The organism is Sphingopyxis sp. BE235 (assembly GCF_031457175.1).
Taxonomy (GTDB): Bacteria; Pseudomonadota; Alphaproteobacteria; order Sphingomonadales; family Sphingomonadaceae; genus Sphingopyxis.
Genome location: NZ_JAVDWC010000002.1, coordinates 1116809 through 1133812, shown reverse-complemented (window position 1 = coordinate 1133812; position 17004 = coordinate 1116809). Strand labels below are relative to the sequence as shown.

Below are 17004 nucleotides of genomic sequence, written 5' to 3'. Positions count from 1 at the left end.
GATCTTTGATCGAAGGCTATCGGCGCTCGGGCGGCGATATTTCACATTTCGTGACAGGTTTTTTGCAATGCGCGTCACATGGGCACGAGCGCGAGCCAACCGAGCACCATCGCGGCGAGCAGCGCCGTCTCGCCGATCATGAGTGCGACGGGCTTCCAGCCGACCTGCACCAGATCGCCCAGCCGGGTCTTCATACCGATCGCCGCGATCGCGGTGACGAGACACCAGTGGGATAGCCTGCTTCCGGTTTCGGTCACCGCTGTGGGCAGGGGGACCAGACTGTTGAGCGCGACCAGCGCGACAAAGGCGACGACGAACCAGGGCAACAACGGCGGGCGTTCGCCGCCCGCTGCGCCGGCTTCGCGGCGGCTGATCTGCCCGGCGACGAGAATGACGGGCAGCAGCATCGCGACGCGCAGCAGCTTGACGATCGTCGCGGTATCGCCGGCATCGGGCGAGATTGCGTAACCGGCACCGACGACCTGCGCGACGTCGTGGATCGTCGCACCGATGAAGACGCCGGCGGCATGATCGTCGAGCCCGAGCGCACGCGTGATCAGCGGGTACAGGACCATCGCGGACGTCGATAGCGCCGACACGCCGATGACGGTGAACAGCGTTGCCTGTTCCTTCTTTGGGTTCGGCGGCAGCGCGGCGGACAGCGCCATCGCCGCCGAGGCGCCGCAGATTGCGGTCGCGCCGCCCGACAGGAAACCGAACAGCGGGTTGAACCCCATCGCGCGCGCCGCGAGGGTCGAGATGAGGATCGTCGCGCCGACAAGCGTCACGACCATCACCACCGGGGCCCAGCCGAGCGCCGAAACCTGATCCCAGCCGATGCGGAAACCGAGCAGCGCGACGCCGATCCGCATCAGCCCTTTGGCGGCGAAATCGATCCCCTCCCGGCCGCGCGGCGCCTCGGTCACGAAGTTGAGCGCCATGCCGAGCAGCAGCGCATAGAGCATGACCGGCGCGTCATAATGTTCGGAGAGGAAGGTCGCGGTCGCGGCGACGACGAGCGCGACGGCAAGGCCCGGCGCCGGGGCAGCGGCGCGCGCAGCGAATGATGGCATGATGCTGGTTCCTAGGGTTGGGAGGCGACCGTATCGAGGTCGGCGAGATAGCTGCGCCGTGCGGCGAGGAAGAGCAGCGCGGCGATGACGGCCGCGATCGGCAGGAAGCGCAGCGCGTCGAGCAAGCCGATCGCGTCGGCGATCCGTCCGGTAGCGATCGGGCCCGGCGCGAGGCCGAGGAGATTATGCGCGAGCGTCAATGTCGCAAAGGCCGAGCCGTGGAGCGCGGCGGGGGTGAGGTTCGCGACCATCGCGCCCGCTGGCCCGGTCGTCCCGGCGACGAAGAACATGGCGATGCCGAGCAGGACAAGCTGGGGCAGTCCCGGCGGGAGCATCAGCGCGACGGTGAGTGCGATCGCGCTACCGAAGCCATAGCCCGAAGCAAGCAGGATTTTGCGGTCGGGCCGGCCCTGCGCGGCGCGGTCGCTCGCCATGCCGCAAAATACCATGCCGCAGCCGCAGATCAGCAGGAACAACGCTGCCATCCGTCCGGCCGCATCGACCGGCATCGCATAATAGCGGTTGAAATAGCTTGGTAGCCAGGCGGGAAGCGCGCCGGCGGCGAAGAGCTGAACGCCGCTTGCGCAATAAGCGAGGCGCACGCTGCGGTTGGCGAAGAGCGCGCGGAGCGAGGTGCGCGGCGCGGGCCCCGATGTTTCGGCGGTGCGCGCGGTCGATCCGGCGATCTCGGCGATCCGTTTCTCGCGCACCACCAGCGGATAGACGATCGCGAGCGCGAGGCCGCCAAGCCCGATCACGGCGAAGGCGGTCCGCCAGCCGTGGCTCGCGGCGATTTCGCCGCCGATCGCGACGCCGAGCACCTGACCGAACAGCCCGCCCGCCATGAAGGCGGCCGAGAGGGTCGCGCGGAGGCGCTGCGGAAAGACGCTGATCACCACCGCGATGCCGACGCTGCCATAGGCAGCCTCGCCGACGCCGACCATCACGCGGCCGAAGAGCATTTGCTCATAGCTCGCGGCAACCGCGCAAAAGAGCGTCGCAAAGCTCCACAGCGCCGCCATCAACGCGAGGCTGCGCACCCGGCCCCAGCGGTCGGCGGCTAGCGAGAGCGGGAAGGTCAGCAGCCCGACCATCAGCGCGACCACGCCCGACAGGAGTCCGAGCTCGGCGTCGCTCAAGGCCCATTCGGCCTTGAGCAGCGGGAAGACCGCGTTGAGCACCTGCCGCGCCATATAGTCGGAGATGAGGAGCCCGAAGCTCAGCGCGAAAACGATCCAGCCATAGAGCGTCGTGTCGCGCGGGCCGCCGGCCGCGATGCCGCCGTTCGCCGTGGGTGCCATTACCGCCATGCCCGTCTCCAATCCGTTGTCGGGAAGCCGGTGGGCGCGATCATGTCAATCCTGCGCCGCGGCGGGCATCGCCAGCCCGCGCGCCTTCATTTCTTGAACAAGCATCGGCGCGCCGAGCGCGACCGAATGCAGTCCGAGTACCGCGACCGCTTCGAGCACCGCCATCACTTCCTCCGGCGTCGCGCCCTTGTCGAGCGCGGCGGCGATGTGGCGGCGCGTGCCCGGTGCGTACATATGCGTGCAGGAGGCATCGACCGCGATCGCCAGAAATTCATAGATTTTGGGATCGAGTACCCCGCGCCGCAGCGGCAATGTGCCCGCGGCGAGGAAGGTTTCGAGCCACTCGGGATCGAGCGCCGCCATCTCGTCCCACGCGGCGTTCCACTGGCCGCCCGCGCGCATCGCGTCGCTGACGGGGGTGGCGCTCATTGCACCGTGCTCCGCGCATGATCGTCGAGCCGGTCGAGCAGCCCGAACACCTCGGGCCACGGTCCATAGCCCGCCGCGGGATTGAGATGCCCGACCTCGCCGGCGTCGTGCAACGCTGCGCCCCACGCATCGGCGAAGCTCGCGACCCGGTCGAACGCCGCGAGCGGGTCGTTGCGGCTCGCGACGGTGATCGCGGGGAAGGGCAGGGTCTTGCGCGGGATCGGCAGCCAGCCGCCTTCCTTGAGCGCGCCGGGCTCGGGATAGCCCGCGGGCAGCGGATTTTCGATGTCGGCGGGGGCGACGAGCAGCGCCGCGCGGATCGTCCGTGTTGGCGCGAGCGCCCAATGCACCGTCGTCAGGCACCCGGCGCTGTGCGCGACGATCACCACCTCGCCGGCTATGGCACGAAGCGCGGCGTCGAGCGCCGCCACTTGCCCCGCGCGGCTGAGCCGGTCGGCGGCGAGTGGTGCGACCGTTACCGCGCCGGGGATCGCCCGCGCGGCATGGGTCTGCCAATGATCCTCGACATGATCCCGAAGCCCGGGAACGAAAAGGATCGTCGTCTCGCCGCCGAAAGCCATCGCCTTGCTCCCGCCTCAGGCCGCGTAGCGCAGCGGCAGCGCGCGCTGGCCGGGTTGGCGGTTGGGTGCCATGCCGAGCTTGGCGAGCGTTTCCTCGACCGAATTATATTGCACGCCGATCTTGTAGATCTCGCGCGCTTCCTTGCCAGTCGCGACCTCGCGGCCGAGTTCCTTCGCGATCCGGACGATCTGCTCGATCCCCTGCACCGAGGTCATCTTGTTGCCGTGCTGGTCGTAAAGCGTGTCCTCGATGCCGCAGCGGACATGCTGGCCGAGGCACATCGCCATGACATTGACCGGCAGCACGTGGCGCATCAGCGATTCGAGCGTCACCGTCGATCCGTCGGGCGCGCGGCGGATGAATTCCATGAAATTATTCGGGTTCGGCCCGTCGAAGCCGCCGCCGATGCCGACCCAGGTCAGGTTCAGCGGACCCTTGTAGAGCCCGCGGCGCACGAGCCGCTCGACCGTTTCCATGTCGGGCATGCAGGTCAGCTGGAAATGCGGCTGGATACCCGCCGCGGTCAGCCGGCGCAGATGCTCCTCGACCCACTGCGGCCCCGCGGGCACCACCATCTCGCGATAGGCCTGATACAGCGCCGGATTGGCGAGCGAGGTCTGGCCATATTCCTCGTCGGTCATCAGATCCATGATGTTCATCTGGGTCGTGTTGACCGCGATCGTCACCTGATCGGGCGCGGGCTTCAGGTCGGCGAGCATGTGACGGACCTCGTCCGACAGCCATTTCGCCTCGGCACCTTCCTCCTCGCTTTCGGGAGCAAAGGAGATCGAGCCGCCGACCTGGATGATCATGTCGGGCACGCGTTCGCGCACGCCGGCGATCAGCTCGTTGAATTTCGACAGGCGCTTGCACCCCGACCCGTCCTCTTCGCGGACATGGAGGTGAAGCACAGTGGCGCCGGCGTTGTAGCAATCGACCGCCTTCTGGATATGCTCTTCCATCGTGAGCGGAATATCCTCGGGGAAATCGTCGGGGTGCCATTCGGGGCCATAGGGCGCGACGGTGATGACCAATTTGTCCTGCGTTTCGGGAAGCAGGCTGTCGTCGAGAAATTGCATCGTCTCTCTCCTTTTCGTTATCAATAGGGGCGATCGCCGACGATGCCCGCGCGCTCCATGCGGCGGATCGTGGGCGGGTAGTCCATGACGGCGTAGTGCTGGGTCGACCGGTTATCCCAGATCGCGACGCTGTTCGGCTGCCAGCGCCAGCGCACCTGATATTCGGGGATCGCGGCGCGGCCGATCAGCCAGGCGAGAAGCTGGCTCGCGCCCGGCGCATAATCCTGACCATAGCGGACGTTTTCGGCGGTGTGGAAATTGGTGAAATGGGTCGTGAAGCCGTTGACGAACAGGATTTTCTCGCCCGTTTCGGGATGCGTGCGGACGACCGGATGCTCGGCGTCGGGGAAGCGTGCTTTCAGCGCGTGGCGCTGATCCTCGCTCATCCGTGCGCCGAAGCTCGCCTCGATCGAATGGCGTGCCTTCAGGGGCGCGATGGTCGCCTTCACAGGGTCGGGCAGGTCGGCATAGGCTTTCGCCATATTGGCCCACATCGTGTCGCCGCCGACCGGCGGGCAGGCGACACAGCGCAGCACCGCGCCCAGCGGCGGCGCGTCGCGCCAGGTCGCGTCGCAATGCCAGCTATTCTCATAATAATCGGGCGGCGACGTCTCGTCCTTGTAGATCTGGACGAGTCCAGGATGCTTGGGATCGCTGCCGACCACCGGATGATCCTCGAGCGCGCCGAAGCGGCTGGCGAAGGCGACATGGTCGGCGCGGGCGATGTCCTGATCGCGCAGGAACAGGACCTTGTGTTCGAGCAGCGCGGCGCGGATCTCGGCGAACAGATCGTCGCTGCGCGCCGCTTCGGCGAGGTCGATGCCGCGGACTTCGGCGCCGATATGCGTGGTGAGCTTTTCGATCTTCATCGTCCCTCTCCCTCAGAGCACGAAGATGGATGATCCTATCGTCTGGCCGGCTTCGAGTTCGCGATGTGCGGCGACGCAGTCGTCAAGGGCATAGCGCTGGCCGATTTCGACCTTGACGCGGCCCGCGGCCAGATGGCCGAACCACAGGTCCGACAGTTCGGCGCGCTCGGCGGGGTCGGCATAATAATCGGCGAAGCCGGGGCGGGTGAAATAGACCGACCCCTGCATCAAAAGCTGGAAGGCGTCGACCGGCGGGAAGGGCCCCGACGCGGTGCCGCAGGCGACGAACACGCCGCGGCGCTTGAGCGATTTCAGCGAGCCTTCGAACGTGTCCTTGCCGACGCTGTCGAACACCGTCGTCACGCCTTCGCCATCGGTCAATTCCTTGACCCGCGCGGCAACATCCTCGCGGCGATAGAAGATGATCTCGTCGCAGCCGAGCGAGAGCGCCTTTTCGGCTTTCGCCTCGCTCGACACGGTGCCGATGACGCGCAGCCCCATCAGCTTGGCAAGCTGCACCGCGAGCAGCCCGACCCCGCCCGCCGCGGCGTGGAGCAGGATCGTGTCGCCGGCCTTCATCCGCGGATTGGTCTTCGCGAGCCAATAGGTTGCCGACAGGCCGCGCATCGTCGATGCGGCGGCATCCTCGAACGAAATGGCATCGGGGAGCTTGAACAGCGGCGCGGCGGGCATGACGCGCGCCGCGCTATAGGCGCCGAGCGGGCTGCCGTTATAGGCGACGCGGTCGCCGGGCGCGAAACCGGTGACGCCTTCGCCGATGGCTTCGATCACGCCCGCGCCTTCGACGCCGATGCCGGCGGGAAGCTGCGCGGGATAATAGCCCGAGCGGAAATAGGTGTCGGCAAAATTGCAGCCGACCGCAACATGGCGGATGCGGACCTCGCCCGGACCGGGGTCGCCGACCGCGACATCCTCGATCCGGAGCACTTCCGGTCCACCGGCTTCATAAAAACGAACGGCTTTGGCCATCTCTCACTCTCCCATTACGATGGGGGTAGAGCAGCGCCCGCTTGCACTTTTCACATTTCGTGACATAATTTTGGCATTAGACGCCAACGGGCGCGATCAGAGGAGAGAAGCGTGGCGGAACTCGTCCGCGTTGCGGCGCTGACCGGCTATTTTCCGGCGATGCGGGGACTCGGGGTCGACCCGCGGCCTTTGCTGCGCGAATGCGGGCTGTCGCCAGAACTGTTCGCGAATCCTGAACAATTGATCTCGGCGCGAGCGACCATGCGCCTTCTGGAACGCAGCGCCGAGTTTACCGGCTGCGAGACATTGGGCCTTCGCATGGCCGGGGAGCGTGCGCTCGCCAATCTCGGTGTCGCCAGCCTGTTGATCGCGCACCAGCCGACGCTCCGCCTGGCGCTTCAGGCGATCACCGAATTTCGCAACCAGATCAACTCGACGCTCGTCCTGCATGTCGAGCCTTTCGGCGAGGAGGTCGTGCTACGCGAAGATTTTGCGCTGAGCAGCCCCGAGCCGCATCGCCAGTCATCCGATCTCGCGCTGGGCGTTCTCGTGCGCCTCTGCGCGAGCGTGCTGGGCGACAATTGGTCGCCGCTCTCGGTGTGCTTCTCGCGCGGCAAGCCGCAGGCGTCAGAAATGCAGGTCTATCGGCGGCTGTTCCATTGCGATGTTACGTTCGACTGCGAGTTCAACGGCCTTGTCATCGCCGCAGCCGACCTCGACCGGCCCGCGGCGCGCGCCGATTCCGCGCTTGCCGGACATGCCCGCGAGCTGATCTCGTCGGTGATGAACCCCGCGATGCGCACGGCTGCACAGGAGGTTGAGCAGTTGATCATGCTCCTGCTGCCTTCGGGACGCGCCACGGTTCAATATTGTGCCGAATCGATGGGAACCACAGTGCGCACGCTGCAACGGATGCTCGACGCCGACGGGACGAGCTTCAGCGATCTTCTCAACCGTGCGCGAATGCAACTTTCTGCGCAATATCTCGCCAATCCGCGCACGCGGATCACCGATGTTGCCGAGATGCTCGGCTATGGATCGATCGGCGCCTATACCCGCTGGCATGGTCAGATATTCGGCGTGTCGCCACGCCAATGGCGCATTTCGGCGAACCAAAGGCAACCCATATCGTCCGCTCCTGGTAACTAGGCGGCGGGACCCATGCCGAGCGGAACGCGTTTAGCGTCCGGGGTTCCTGTCAGTTCGCAAGTTCGAGGATTTGCCCTTCCGACGTCAGTCTTGCGCGAAGCTTGTCGTAGTCGACGTCTTGCACGGCGACCTGGTCGTCGATCGCGATCGATGACGCCGCGGCCGCGGACTGGCCGAGGATCATGAACACCGGCTCCATCCGGATCGAGCCATAGGCGATATGCGACGCCGACAGCGCGACCGGCACCAGCAGGTTCGCAGCTTCGCGCTTTCTCGGCACGATCGCGTCGTAACTGATCGGATAGGCGCGACCGGGGCTGATCTCGATATTGCCCTCGTTGCGCGCGAAGCCGCGTGCGTCGACGATCCGCTGCACATTATGCGAATCCATGTTGTACGAGCCCATGCCGACCGGCCGCGGCGTCGGTTTGGTGCCGCGCAAATGCGGCTCGGCCATCACGAAGTCGGAGACCATGCGGCGCGCTTCGCGTACATACATTTCGCGCGGCCAGTGGCCGGTGCCGGTGAACTCATCCTTGCAGAGCCCCCATTTCGACATTTCCGCGCGGGTCTCGGCGGGCACGCCGGGGTCGTTCGCCATGAACCACAGCAGCCCCTGCTGATAGGTTGTGTGCTCGCGCGCAATCGCGGCGCGATCGGCATCGCTGCCCTCGGGATAGCCATAGTTCATCCCGATATTGTCGAACGAGAAGGCGCCGAAATTGTTCGTGTCGGTCTTGCCGTTGGGGATGCGGTCGAACTTGCGGAAATAGTCGCGATAGCCGGCGTCCATGTAGCGCTGGAGCAATATATACTGGCTCGCGTCATAGCCTGCTGGCTTGGGGAAGGGCACCCGGTTCGCCGGCACGTCGGTCAGGCACATGCGATAGGTATAGGCCTGGATCTTGCGGTCGGCCGTGCCGTCGCGCGCCGGGCGTTCGGCGCTGATCCGTGGCACCAGCCCGCTCGAGGGATCGCCCGGCACGCGATACGGATCGATGGCGAGCGTGAACTGGTGGTTGGTGGTGTTCGCGAGCTGGACGCCGTTGAGCGTCTCGCCATAGGTCGCGTTGCCCTCACGCCCGACGGTAAAGCTGATGCCCGCGCCGGCCATCAGGTCGCCCTCATAGGTCGCGTCGATGAAGATCTTTCCCTCGAAACGCTGCCCGGTTTTAGAGCGGAACGCGGTGATGCGATTGCCGTCCATCTCGACGCCGCGCTTCGACCGGTCGAGCGGCTGATTGCGCACGATGGTGACGCCCGCCTGCTTTGCCCAGTCCTCGAAGATGCGCTCGGCAACCTTCGGCTCAAACTGCCACATCGCATCGCCGTCGACGAAATTCTCGGCCCGGGCGGGGCGCGGGGCGTGGACCCAGACCGACGGGTCGTCATAATATCGCTTCACCTTGCGGTAGAATTCGAGCGACAGGCCGCCGATCGCGCGATGGTTGCCGGTGTCGGACCAGCCGAGGCCGTTGGTCGACATGCCGCCAAGATAGTCTTCGCGGCACACCAGCAGCACCGACCGGCCGAGGCGCCGCGCCTCGATCGCGGCGACAACCCCGCCCGAGGTGCAGCCATAGATGACGATATCGGCGCGTGGATGCGGCTGGGCGGCCACGGGTGAGGGGATGGCCGCCATCGGCATAAGCCAGGCGGACAGGGTGGCGAGGGCGCGGAAGCGCTTGCGATCCATGGTGATCCTCTTGCTCAGAAGCTGGCGGCCACGCCGAAGAAGATCCGGCGATCCTCCTGCGCGCTGAACGTCAGGCGATCGGGTTCGCCCAGATACTGGCGGTCGATCGCCTTGGTCAGATTGATGCCCTCGAAGGTCAGGCGCAGATTGGGCGTCAGATTGATCTGCGCCGATGCGTCGAGTTGACCGCGCGCGGAGATATAGGTGTTGCCGCCGCTGGCCGCGCCGCCGACCGAGTTCAGATATTTGCTGCGATAGGTATAGGCCGCGCGCACCGAGAAGATGTCGTCCTCATAATAGCCGATCAATGTGTAACTGTCGCGCGACAGGCCGGGGAGCGGGAGCTTCTCGCCGGTGATCGAATCGACCAGCGGCGTCGAGCTGTCGACATAGGTGTAGTTCGCCTGGATGCCGAGATTGTCGAACGGTGCGGGCAGGAAACGGAAGGCTTGCTGATAGGCGAGCTCGAAGCCCTTGATGTCGCCATCCTCGCCATTTTGCGGCTGCGATATGTCGAACAGCCCGAACCGCTCGGAAAAGCCGGGAATGAACTCGCGGGTCACGGTGTTCACCGTGAAGGAATTGACCTTCTTGTAAAAGACCGCGCCGGTAAGCGAACTCGAGGGTGCGAAATACCATTCGAGCGTGGCGTCATATTGCGTCGCCTCGAACGGCCGGAGATTGGGATTGCCGCGCGAGCCGGTCATGCTGACGGTGTTGGGCACGAAGCTGGCGCTGACCTGATTGAGGCCCGGCCGCGCAACGACCTCCGCCCCGGCCAGACGCAGGGTCAGATCGTCGGTGAAGTCGATCGACAGATTCGCGCTGGGCAGCCAATAGCTGAAATCGGCCTTGATCATGGTCGTGGCGGTCGGCGACAGAAATCCCTTTGTCGCGCGCGCCGTGCTGACATAGCGCACCCCGGCGTTGCCCGAATAATGCAGGCCGCCGATTTCGCCCTCGAAATTGCCCTTCACATAAGCGCCGAGCGTATCCTGCTTGACGTCCTTGATCGAGGTCGGGCCGACGGTGATCGTCGTGTCGGAGGGATCGGGCCTCGCAAGGCCCAGCCCATCGCGGGCGGCCCATTTGTCGAGCGTGCCGCCGAGGAGATCGCGGGGAAAGGCGCCGTCGGCGCCGGGGAAGAAGGCGCCATAATCCTTGCCGTAGCTGAGCCCGGGTAGCTCGTCGACGGTCAGGATGCCGTCGCCGTTCGTGTCGCCGGCCGCGAGCAGGCTGGCCGCGACAGGCAGGTTCTGCGGATCGGCGGCGAGCAGCTTTACGCGCTCGTAGCGCACCCCGGTCTCCACCGAGGACAGGATGCCCCCTTCGGTCTGATACTCCCAGTCCAGCCGCCCGTCATAGCCGCTGTTCTCGGTCACCGCGTCATAGTCGAAGATCGACAGCAGCCGATATTGCGACGGATCGTTCGGGTTGAAATTGGCGTCGATCGAGAGATCCGGCACCGGATTGCCGGTCCTGAAATCATAGCTCGCGTTCGCGGTGTTGCCCGTGCGCGGCACGACCACATAAGCGAACGACGCACCCGGCCCGCCGTCGCTGCCCTTGCCATGGGCATAGGACATATCGAAGCTCACCCGCGCGCGGTCGCTCTCCCATTTCACCGATCCGCCGAGCAGGGTCGATTTGAGGTCGGTCGGCTCGTCATAGATCAGCGGCCGGACGGTCACGCCGGTGAAGGTGCCGGCGACGACCGTGTTGCTGTCGTTTACGATCGCATCGGTGTCGTTGTTGTTGAACAACACCTGGTAATTGACGCTGTTCCGCTGGCGCTTGAGGTGGTTGAAGGTCGCGTCGAGGATGATTTCGAGCGTGTCGGTGGGGCGCCACTGCGCAGTGCCGTTCACCGTCAGCCGCTGTTCGGCGCGATCGAAGATGCGCGCCATGAAGCGGTTCGGGCGGTACAGGCCCGGATCGTCCACGCCGTCGCCATTGCCGTCGATCGCGCCGGTCTGTGTCCAGCCGCCGGCATCGAACGAATGACCCTGCGTCTTCGTGTCCGAATAGGCGACGCTGGCGAGCAGCCCGAAGCGCTCGCCGAAACTCTTCGAAACCATCGCCGAGCCGCGATAGCCGACATGGTCGGCCTGATCGGCATAGGCGCCCTGGAGGCGTCCGGCGGCGACGAAGTCCTTGAGGTCGAGCGGGCGCTTGGTCTTGAGGTTCACCGTCGCGCCGAGCGCACCCTCGGGCATGTCGGCGGTGGGCGATTTGATGACGAGGATCGAGGAGATGATCTCGGGGCTCACCGATTCCAGCGCCGCGTTACCGCCATTGCCCGGCCCGATATAGTTGCGGCCGTTGATTTCGAGCCGGTTCTGCGAAATCCCGCGCACGGTGAAGTTCGATCCATCGCCCTCGCGCCGGCTGATCTGGACGCCCGTCACGCGGCTCATCGCTTCCGCCACATTCTGGTCGGGCATCTTGCCGATGTCCTGCGCGGTGATGACGTCGACGATCGACTGTGCTTCGCGCTTGGCGTTGATCGACTCCTGAAGCGACGCGCGGATGCCGGTGACGACGATGTCCTCGCCGGCTTGCGTGCCGGCTGCAGGGCCGGAAGCTTGTTGTGCGGGAGTCTCCGCCAGGCTTGCCTGCGTGACCGCCGCGCGGCGCTTCAGCACGAACGCTTTGCCGACCTTGACCGGGACCAGGTCGGTGCCGGACAGGAGCAGCCGCAGCGCCGCGGCTACTTCCATCGATCCCTTGACGCGATTGACCCGCAAGCCTTCGGTAATGGCCCCGGGTGCGAGGATCTGGATGCCGGCCTGATGCGCGAACATCGGGATGCCGGTCTGCGCGGCCTGCGCGGGAACGTCGAAACGGCGGACTTGTGCGGCCGCCTCGGCGGGCGAAGCCACGCCGCATATGATTGCGGCGGCGGTCCCCAGCAGATGAATACGCGCGTGCGTCAATTCGATCCTCCCCTTTTCATCGGGCGCCCTATTGCCGGTGCGCTCTCGATACCAAGAGTCCGCGCCGGCGGGTTTCCGTCAGGGTAGCGGGTTCTTTTTTCGCGCCAGCCGGATCTCGCCAGGGGTGGTCGTGACGGCGACGTCGAGCGAGGCGCTCAACGTTGCAGCGAAATCGGCGGGGCGGTCGATCTGGAAAAGCCCCACCAGCCGCGCGCTCGCCAGATCCGGGTCCGCGATCACCAGCTGTTGGCGATTGTAGCGGTTGAACTGTTCGACGGCGCTGCCCAGCGTTTCGTTTTCCAGCGAGATCTCGCCGCTGCGCCACGCCAGCGATCGCTCGATCGCGGCGGGCTCGGTCGCGATTTCGGGCGCCGCCGCGCCGGGCCGGAAGGTGGCATATTGCCCCGCCTCCAGGATCGTCATCGTCCCGCCGCTGTCGGTTGCCCAGGCGGCGACCCTGCCTTCGGTGACGGCGACGCGCACGCCGCTGTCCGTGCGGCGCACCGAGAAGGCGGTGCCGACCGCGCGCACCTGCGCGATGCCGGCATCGACGACGAAGGGGCGCTTGCGATCCTTGGCGACCTGAAACCAGGCCTGCCCCTCCCGCAGTGCTATGCGGCGGCTGTCGTCCGCCATCGCGACGCGCAAACTGCTGCTGGTGTCGATCGTGGCGACCGAGCCGTCGGCGAGCGGCAGCCGCCTGATCTCGCCGCGCGCGGTCGTCACGCGCTCGACCATCAGGTGCGGCCAGGCGACGATCCCGGCAATCCCCGCCGCCATCGCGCCGCCGGCGCCCGCGAGCAGCCACCGCCGCGTCGGGGCGGTGGCGGGGGGAAGGGGGCGCGCAACATCGATAGGCGCGCCCGCTGCCACCGTGCCCCCTGCCACCGCACGGTCGATCGCACTCAACCCCGCCTGCGCGCGGAGCAGCGCACCGGCATGGCGGCGATCCTGTGCCAGCCATGCCTCGAGCTCGGCGCGTCCGGCCGCATCGAGCGGGTGACGCAGCGCCCAGGCGGCGGCCTCTTCAGCGTGATCGCGCATGCGCAACGCCTCCGTCCGACAATCTTGCCTGCTCGGGTTCCGGCTCGGTGATCAGCTTCAGGATCGCGCGCAGGCTGCGGCTCGCGTCATTCTCGACCACCGCCTCGCTCACGCCCATCGCCGCCGCGATTTCCTTTTGGGTCAGCCCTTCGACCCGGCGCATGAGGAAAATCCGCCGGGCGCGCTCGGGCAGGGTGGCGAGCGCCGCCTGTACGCGCTCGAGTTCCTGACGCGCGGCGGCGAACCGTTCGGGCGAGAGCTGGTCGCTTTCCGATTCGGCATCGAAGGTTTCCGCCAGCGCTTCGATCCGGACGACGCGTGCGTGCTTGCGCTGCCGCTGCGCCAGGTTGCGCGCCATGGTGAACAGATAGGCGCGCGGCGTCGTGACGTGCGCGACGTCATCGAGCTGGGCAAGGCGACAATAACATTCCTGCACGATGTCCTCCACGTCGGCCGCGGCGACGAGCCGTCGCTGCAGCCATAGCCGCAGGTCGCGTTCGTGCGGCAGGATCTCGCGTCCCACCCACTCGGCTAGCGCCTCGCGTTCCGTCGTTTCACTCCTCTCACCCTCTAAGAGGCCCGACCGCGACGTTTCCGTCAACCGAGATGCTGAATCAGGTTGTTTAATTCCGCTCGATCCGCCTCCGCTGCGACGCCTGAAGGCCGTCGCTCGCCGTTTCCGGCGATCGCCGGTTAAATATCAGCAGGTTAGGCGAGCTGACAGATGTCGAGGACGTTCATGTCGTCATAGTCCTGGTTCTCGCCCGCCATGACCCAGATGAACGCGTAGGCGCCGGTGCCGGCGCCCATGTGGATCGACCAGGGCGGGGAGATCACCGCCTCGCCGTCCGCCATGACGATATGACGCGTGGCGTCGCCCTGACCCATGAAGTGCATCACCCGGCCTTGCGTGGGATCGTCGAGATCGAAGTAGAAATAAATCTCGCTCCGGCGTTCGTGGACGTGCGGCGGCATCGTGTTCCACACGCTTCCCGGCTTGAGGATCGTGAGGCCCATCGCGAGCTGCGCGCTGTCGCACACGCCCGGAATGACGAGTTGATGGATCGTCCGGTCGTTCGCTTCCTTAAGGCTGCCGCGCTCGAGTATCTTCGCGCTGGCGAGCGGCAGCTTTCGTGTCTCGAAGGCGCGATGGGCGGGGGAGGAGGCGAGGTAGAAACGTGCATCGTCGCCGGAAAAGCTGACGTCTTTCGCGCCCATCGTGACGTACAAGCTGTCCTTCGCGCCTAGCGCGAACGGCTCGCCATCGACGGTGACCGTCCCCACGGCGCGGCCGACGTTGACGATGCCGAGCTCGCGCCGCTCGAGGAACGCGTGGCCGGCAGCGGAGGCGGGCTCCGACTGATCAGGCAGGCGGACACTCCCGCTCTCGACCAGCACACCGCCGATCACCAGCCGGTCGGCATGGGTGTAGTTGAGCACGCATTGGTTGGGGCGAAACAAATTCTGAATGAGATAGCGATCGCGCAATTCGTCATTGGACACGCCCGCCATCATGTCGGGATGGGTGGCGTAATAGGTTCGATCGAACATGGCTGCTCCGAAGAAGGACCGGGCCGGGTCTGTATGTTGGGGGCACCGCTCCGCGTCAAAAGGCCACGTGCAGTCGCCATCGAAGCGATGACGACTGCACGGGCAGGGGAGGTTCTTATTTCCCTTTCAGGAATACCGGGGGCGTGTAGGCGCCGTTCGTCGCGACGTCCCACACCTCGATGCGCGCCCATTTCCGGCCGCTGAGGTTGACGCGCTTTTCGATCGTGCGCGTCCCGAACGGCGCCCCGCCGGTCAGGTCGATGCGATCGCGATAGACTTTTTTGCCGTCGCCACTCACGACTTCGGCGAAGGCGGGCGGGAAGGTCCATTCGATCTTCGCCCGCACCACGGCATTGCGTCCGAATGCGGCTTCTTCGCCGCTCTTCGCCCCGTCGATCGTGAATTCGGGGATCAGAACTTCGCCGGTGGTGGTGAAGAAGCGGCCACCGCGCAGCGCGTCGAGCACGCTCTGCCAGCCATCGGTATAGCGCGGCAACGGTCCGTCGAGCCGGAGATAGTTGATGTTCATATGCGCGTAGAGCTCGCTCTCGTCGGAGAGCTGGAACACGTCGACCTCGCCGGGGGCGAATTTGCGCTCGGACGGTTTCGCCGCCCAGTTGTTCATGTCGTCGAGCGTGTCGAGCACGCGGGTGCCGAGGCGCGGCAGCGAATAGTCCGACGGCATATTCTTCCACGCGCCGCCGAGGAAGCGGTCGCTCTTGAAGAAGGGCGTGTCCTTATGTTTGTCAGGAAAGCCATACGAACCCTTGATCCGCGGGTGCGCGGTCCACATCAGGCCGTTCTCGTCCTGCATCAGCTTCAGGACATCCTCCGGCGAGCCGACATGATAGATCTTGCCCAGCTTGGGATCATTCTCGACGAAGGGCTGCCCCTCCTTGCGGTCGAGCGTCCAATAGACCGGCTTGGGGAAAAAGCTGATCCAGTGCCCGCCGAGCTGGACGTTGGGCTCCTCGCCCGGAAGCAGCAGCAGCTTGTCATCCGACAGCCGCGCGGTCTCGGCGTGCATCGTCTTGAGCAGGGTCAGCCGGTCGCCGGCGCGATCGAGCGCCTCGCGGCCGAGGTGAAGCTCGGCGAGATGGACGATCTCGACGTTCATGTCCTTGAAGCGCTTGACGAAGGCGGGGGACTCCAGCCCGTCGGGCACGCCGGTCGATTGCTGGAAGCGCGCCGTGTTGAGGAAGGCTTCGGTATGCTCGACATGATAGTGGCTGGTGAAGGTGCGGTGCCCGTCGAGCGCCTTGAAGCGGTCGCCGCGGGTATAGGCGAGTGCGGCCTTGGTGACGCTCGCGGCGTCGCCGCTGTCGGGCAGCAGGAACACGCCCATGTCCTGCGTCGTGCCCGGCGGGGCGTTGACCCACGGGACGTAGCGCCGGTCGCCCTCGAGCGTCTGACGCACGCCGAAGCTCGTGCGACCGGCAAGGTTGCGATAGTCGCTGCCGTACCACGCCGAATTGTCGTTGTTGGCATAGTCGAGCGGATAATAGAATTGATGCGGCGGCGGGACCACGCCCAGCGACCCGCCCGCGGTGCCCTCGGCAACGATCATGCGCGCGCGCACCTTGGGCGAGACCGCGGGTTTGCGCGATGCCTCGCCTTCCTTGCGCACGATCGTGTCGGACAGATCGGTGAAGGCGATCGATTGCCACGGCAGCGCCGCCGATGTCGCGACGCTGAGCCCGGCATCGAAGGTGTAGGCGGTGGCGGGGCGCTGCGTCGACATCACCATCGCCGCACGCACCAGCCGCGAGCCCGGATAGATGGTGAACTGATAGGTGCCCGAGAAGGGCCCGGCCGCCGCGCCGCCGACGATCACCTTGGTATAGCCACCCTCCGCGCGCACGCTGATGTCGCTGCGCGCGAGGGTCAGCGGGAAGCTTTCGAACGGCCGCGTGCGCGGATTGTCGAAGAAGACCGTCCAGCCTTCCTTGAGATCGCGCGTGCCGACGGTGACAACCCCGGCGGGATCGATCCCGCCGAGGATCGGCTTGCCCGCGATCGAGACCGCCTCGATCAGCGGCTTGCCGGGATCGAGCGACAGGACGAGCTGCGCGCGCTCACCCTCGGCCGAGGGCCAGTCGATCGCCACCGAGCCCTGTGTCCGCGCAACGCGCACGTCGCCGGGCAGCGCCTTGCTGGGCGCGTTGAGAACCGTCGCCGGTGCCTGCGCGTGCGCCGCGCCCGCCAAGCCGACAGCGGTTAGCGCGGTTGCCAGCGCCAGCGCGGTGAAAATCCGTTTCCTGTTCAAACCATCCTCCTGTTTTTCGTCATTCGCGGG

The 17004-nt window shown here is 66.0% G+C and carries 14 protein-coding genes; 1 reads left to right on the top strand and 13 read right to left on the bottom strand.

The window, feature by feature from the left end; genetic code table 11:
• Nucleotides 1-74: 74 nt before the first annotated feature.
• The 7 genes from J2X38_RS12575 to J2X38_RS12545 are packed head-to-tail and all read right to left on the bottom strand — an operon-like array spanning nucleotide 75 to nucleotide 6332.
• Entirely contained in the window at nucleotides 75-1073 is a 999-nt protein-coding gene (locus tag J2X38_RS12575; protein ID WP_310254519.1) for a putative sulfate exporter family transporter, read from the bottom strand.
• Nucleotides 1074-1084: 11 nt separating this feature from the next.
• Entirely contained in the window at nucleotides 1085-2383 is a 1299-nt protein-coding gene (locus tag J2X38_RS12570) for an MFS transporter (protein WP_310254516.1), read from the bottom strand.
• 45 nt (nucleotides 2384-2428) lie between these two features.
• Nucleotides 2429-2812 (bottom strand): carboxymuconolactone decarboxylase family protein, encoded by a 384-nt coding sequence (locus tag J2X38_RS12565; protein WP_310254514.1) that lies wholly within the window; start codon nucleotides 2810-2812, stop codon nucleotides 2429-2431.
• On the bottom strand, nucleotides 2809-3393 hold the full coding sequence (locus tag J2X38_RS12560) for an alpha/beta hydrolase (RefSeq protein WP_310254511.1): 585 nt from the start codon (nucleotides 3391-3393) through the stop codon (nucleotides 2809-2811). The genes J2X38_RS12565 and J2X38_RS12560 overlap by 4 nt, the downstream gene beginning before the upstream one ends.
• A gap of 15 nt (nucleotides 3394-3408) precedes the next feature.
• Nucleotides 3409-4473 carry a 3-keto-5-aminohexanoate cleavage protein gene (locus J2X38_RS12555; RefSeq protein WP_058536241.1) on the bottom strand — a complete coding sequence of 355 codons (1065 nt, stop codon included), beginning with the start codon at nucleotides 4471-4473 and terminating at the stop codon, nucleotides 3409-3411.
• Between the two features lie 20 nt (nucleotides 4474-4493).
• On the bottom strand, nucleotides 4494-5342 hold the full coding sequence (locus J2X38_RS12550) for a TauD/TfdA family dioxygenase (RefSeq protein ID WP_310254509.1): 849 nt from the start codon (nucleotides 5340-5342) through the stop codon (nucleotides 4494-4496).
• A gap of 12 nt (nucleotides 5343-5354) precedes the next feature.
• Nucleotides 5355-6332 (bottom strand): quinone oxidoreductase, encoded by a 978-nt coding sequence (locus J2X38_RS12545; protein WP_310254507.1) that lies wholly within the window; start codon nucleotides 6330-6332, stop codon nucleotides 5355-5357.
• A 111-nt stretch (nucleotides 6333-6443) separates the two neighbouring features.
• Here J2X38_RS12545 and J2X38_RS12540 point away from each other — a divergent pair, with 111 nt between their 5' ends.
• On the top strand, nucleotides 6444-7481 hold the full coding sequence (locus J2X38_RS12540; protein WP_310254505.1) for an AraC family transcriptional regulator: 1038 nt from the start codon (nucleotides 6444-6446) through the stop codon (nucleotides 7479-7481).
• Between the two features lie 49 nt (nucleotides 7482-7530).
• Here the strand turns inward: J2X38_RS12540 and J2X38_RS12535 are convergent, their stop codons facing one another.
• The 6 genes from J2X38_RS12535 to J2X38_RS12510 form a co-directional block, all read right to left on the bottom strand.
• Nucleotides 7531-9177 (bottom strand): FAD-dependent oxidoreductase, encoded by a 1647-nt coding sequence (locus J2X38_RS12535; RefSeq protein WP_310254503.1) that lies wholly within the window; start codon nucleotides 9175-9177, stop codon nucleotides 7531-7533.
• 14 nt (nucleotides 9178-9191) lie between these two features.
• The gene (locus J2X38_RS12530) at nucleotides 9192-12113 is read right to left on the bottom strand and encodes a TonB-dependent receptor (protein ID WP_310254501.1); all 2922 of its coding nucleotides are present in this window, start codon (nucleotides 12111-12113) and stop codon (nucleotides 9192-9194) included.
• 78 nt (nucleotides 12114-12191) lie between these two features.
• The gene (locus J2X38_RS12525) at nucleotides 12192-13157 is read right to left on the bottom strand and encodes a FecR domain-containing protein (RefSeq protein ID WP_310254499.1); all 966 of its coding nucleotides are present in this window, start codon (nucleotides 13155-13157) and stop codon (nucleotides 12192-12194) included.
• Complete coding sequence (locus J2X38_RS12520; protein ID WP_310254497.1) at nucleotides 13141-13680, bottom strand: RNA polymerase sigma factor; 540 nt, start codon at nucleotides 13678-13680, stop codon at nucleotides 13141-13143. The genes J2X38_RS12525 and J2X38_RS12520 overlap by 17 nt, the downstream gene beginning before the upstream one ends.
• Before the next feature lie 185 nt (nucleotides 13681-13865).
• Complete coding sequence (gene kduI, locus J2X38_RS12515; protein ID WP_310254495.1) at nucleotides 13866-14708, bottom strand: 5-dehydro-4-deoxy-D-glucuronate isomerase; 843 nt, start codon at nucleotides 14706-14708, stop codon at nucleotides 13866-13868.
• A 115-nt stretch (nucleotides 14709-14823) separates the two neighbouring features.
• Nucleotides 14824-16974: a hypothetical protein gene (locus J2X38_RS12510; RefSeq protein WP_310254493.1), complete on the bottom strand. Its 2151-nt coding sequence runs from the start codon at nucleotides 16972-16974 to the stop codon at nucleotides 14824-14826.
• Between the last annotated feature and the right edge of the window lie 30 nt (nucleotides 16975-17004).

Coding starts and splice junctions, on each gene's coding strand:
- J2X38_RS12545 (WP_310254507.1), bottom strand. CDS start 6,332: ATGGCCAAAGCCGTTCGTTTTTATGAAGCCGGTGGACCGGAAGTGCTC.
- kduI (WP_310254495.1), bottom strand. CDS start 14,708: ATGTTCGATCGAACCTATTACGCCACCCATCCCGACATGATGGCGGGC.
- J2X38_RS12565 (WP_310254514.1), bottom strand. CDS start 2,812: ATGAGCGCCACCCCCGTCAGCGACGCGATGCGCGCGGGCGGCCAGTGG.
- J2X38_RS12570 (WP_310254516.1), bottom strand. CDS start 2,383: ATGGCGGTAATGGCACCCACGGCGAACGGCGGCATCGCGGCCGGCGGC.
- J2X38_RS12525 (WP_310254499.1), bottom strand. CDS start 13,157: ATGCGCGATCACGCTGAAGAGGCCGCCGCCTGGGCGCTGCGTCACCCG.
- J2X38_RS12575 (WP_310254519.1), bottom strand. CDS start 1,073: ATGCCATCATTCGCTGCGCGCGCCGCTGCCCCGGCGCCGGGCCTTGCC.
- J2X38_RS12550 (WP_310254509.1), bottom strand. CDS start 5,342: ATGAAGATCGAAAAGCTCACCACGCATATCGGCGCCGAAGTCCGCGGC.
- J2X38_RS12535 (WP_310254503.1), bottom strand. CDS start 9,177: ATGGATCGCAAGCGCTTCCGCGCCCTCGCCACCCTGTCCGCCTGGCTT.
- J2X38_RS12555 (WP_058536241.1), bottom strand. CDS start 4,473: ATGCAATTTCTCGACGACAGCCTGCTTCCCGAAACGCAGGACAAATTG.
- J2X38_RS12560 (WP_310254511.1), bottom strand. CDS start 3,393: ATGGCTTTCGGCGGCGAGACGACGATCCTTTTCGTTCCCGGGCTTCGG.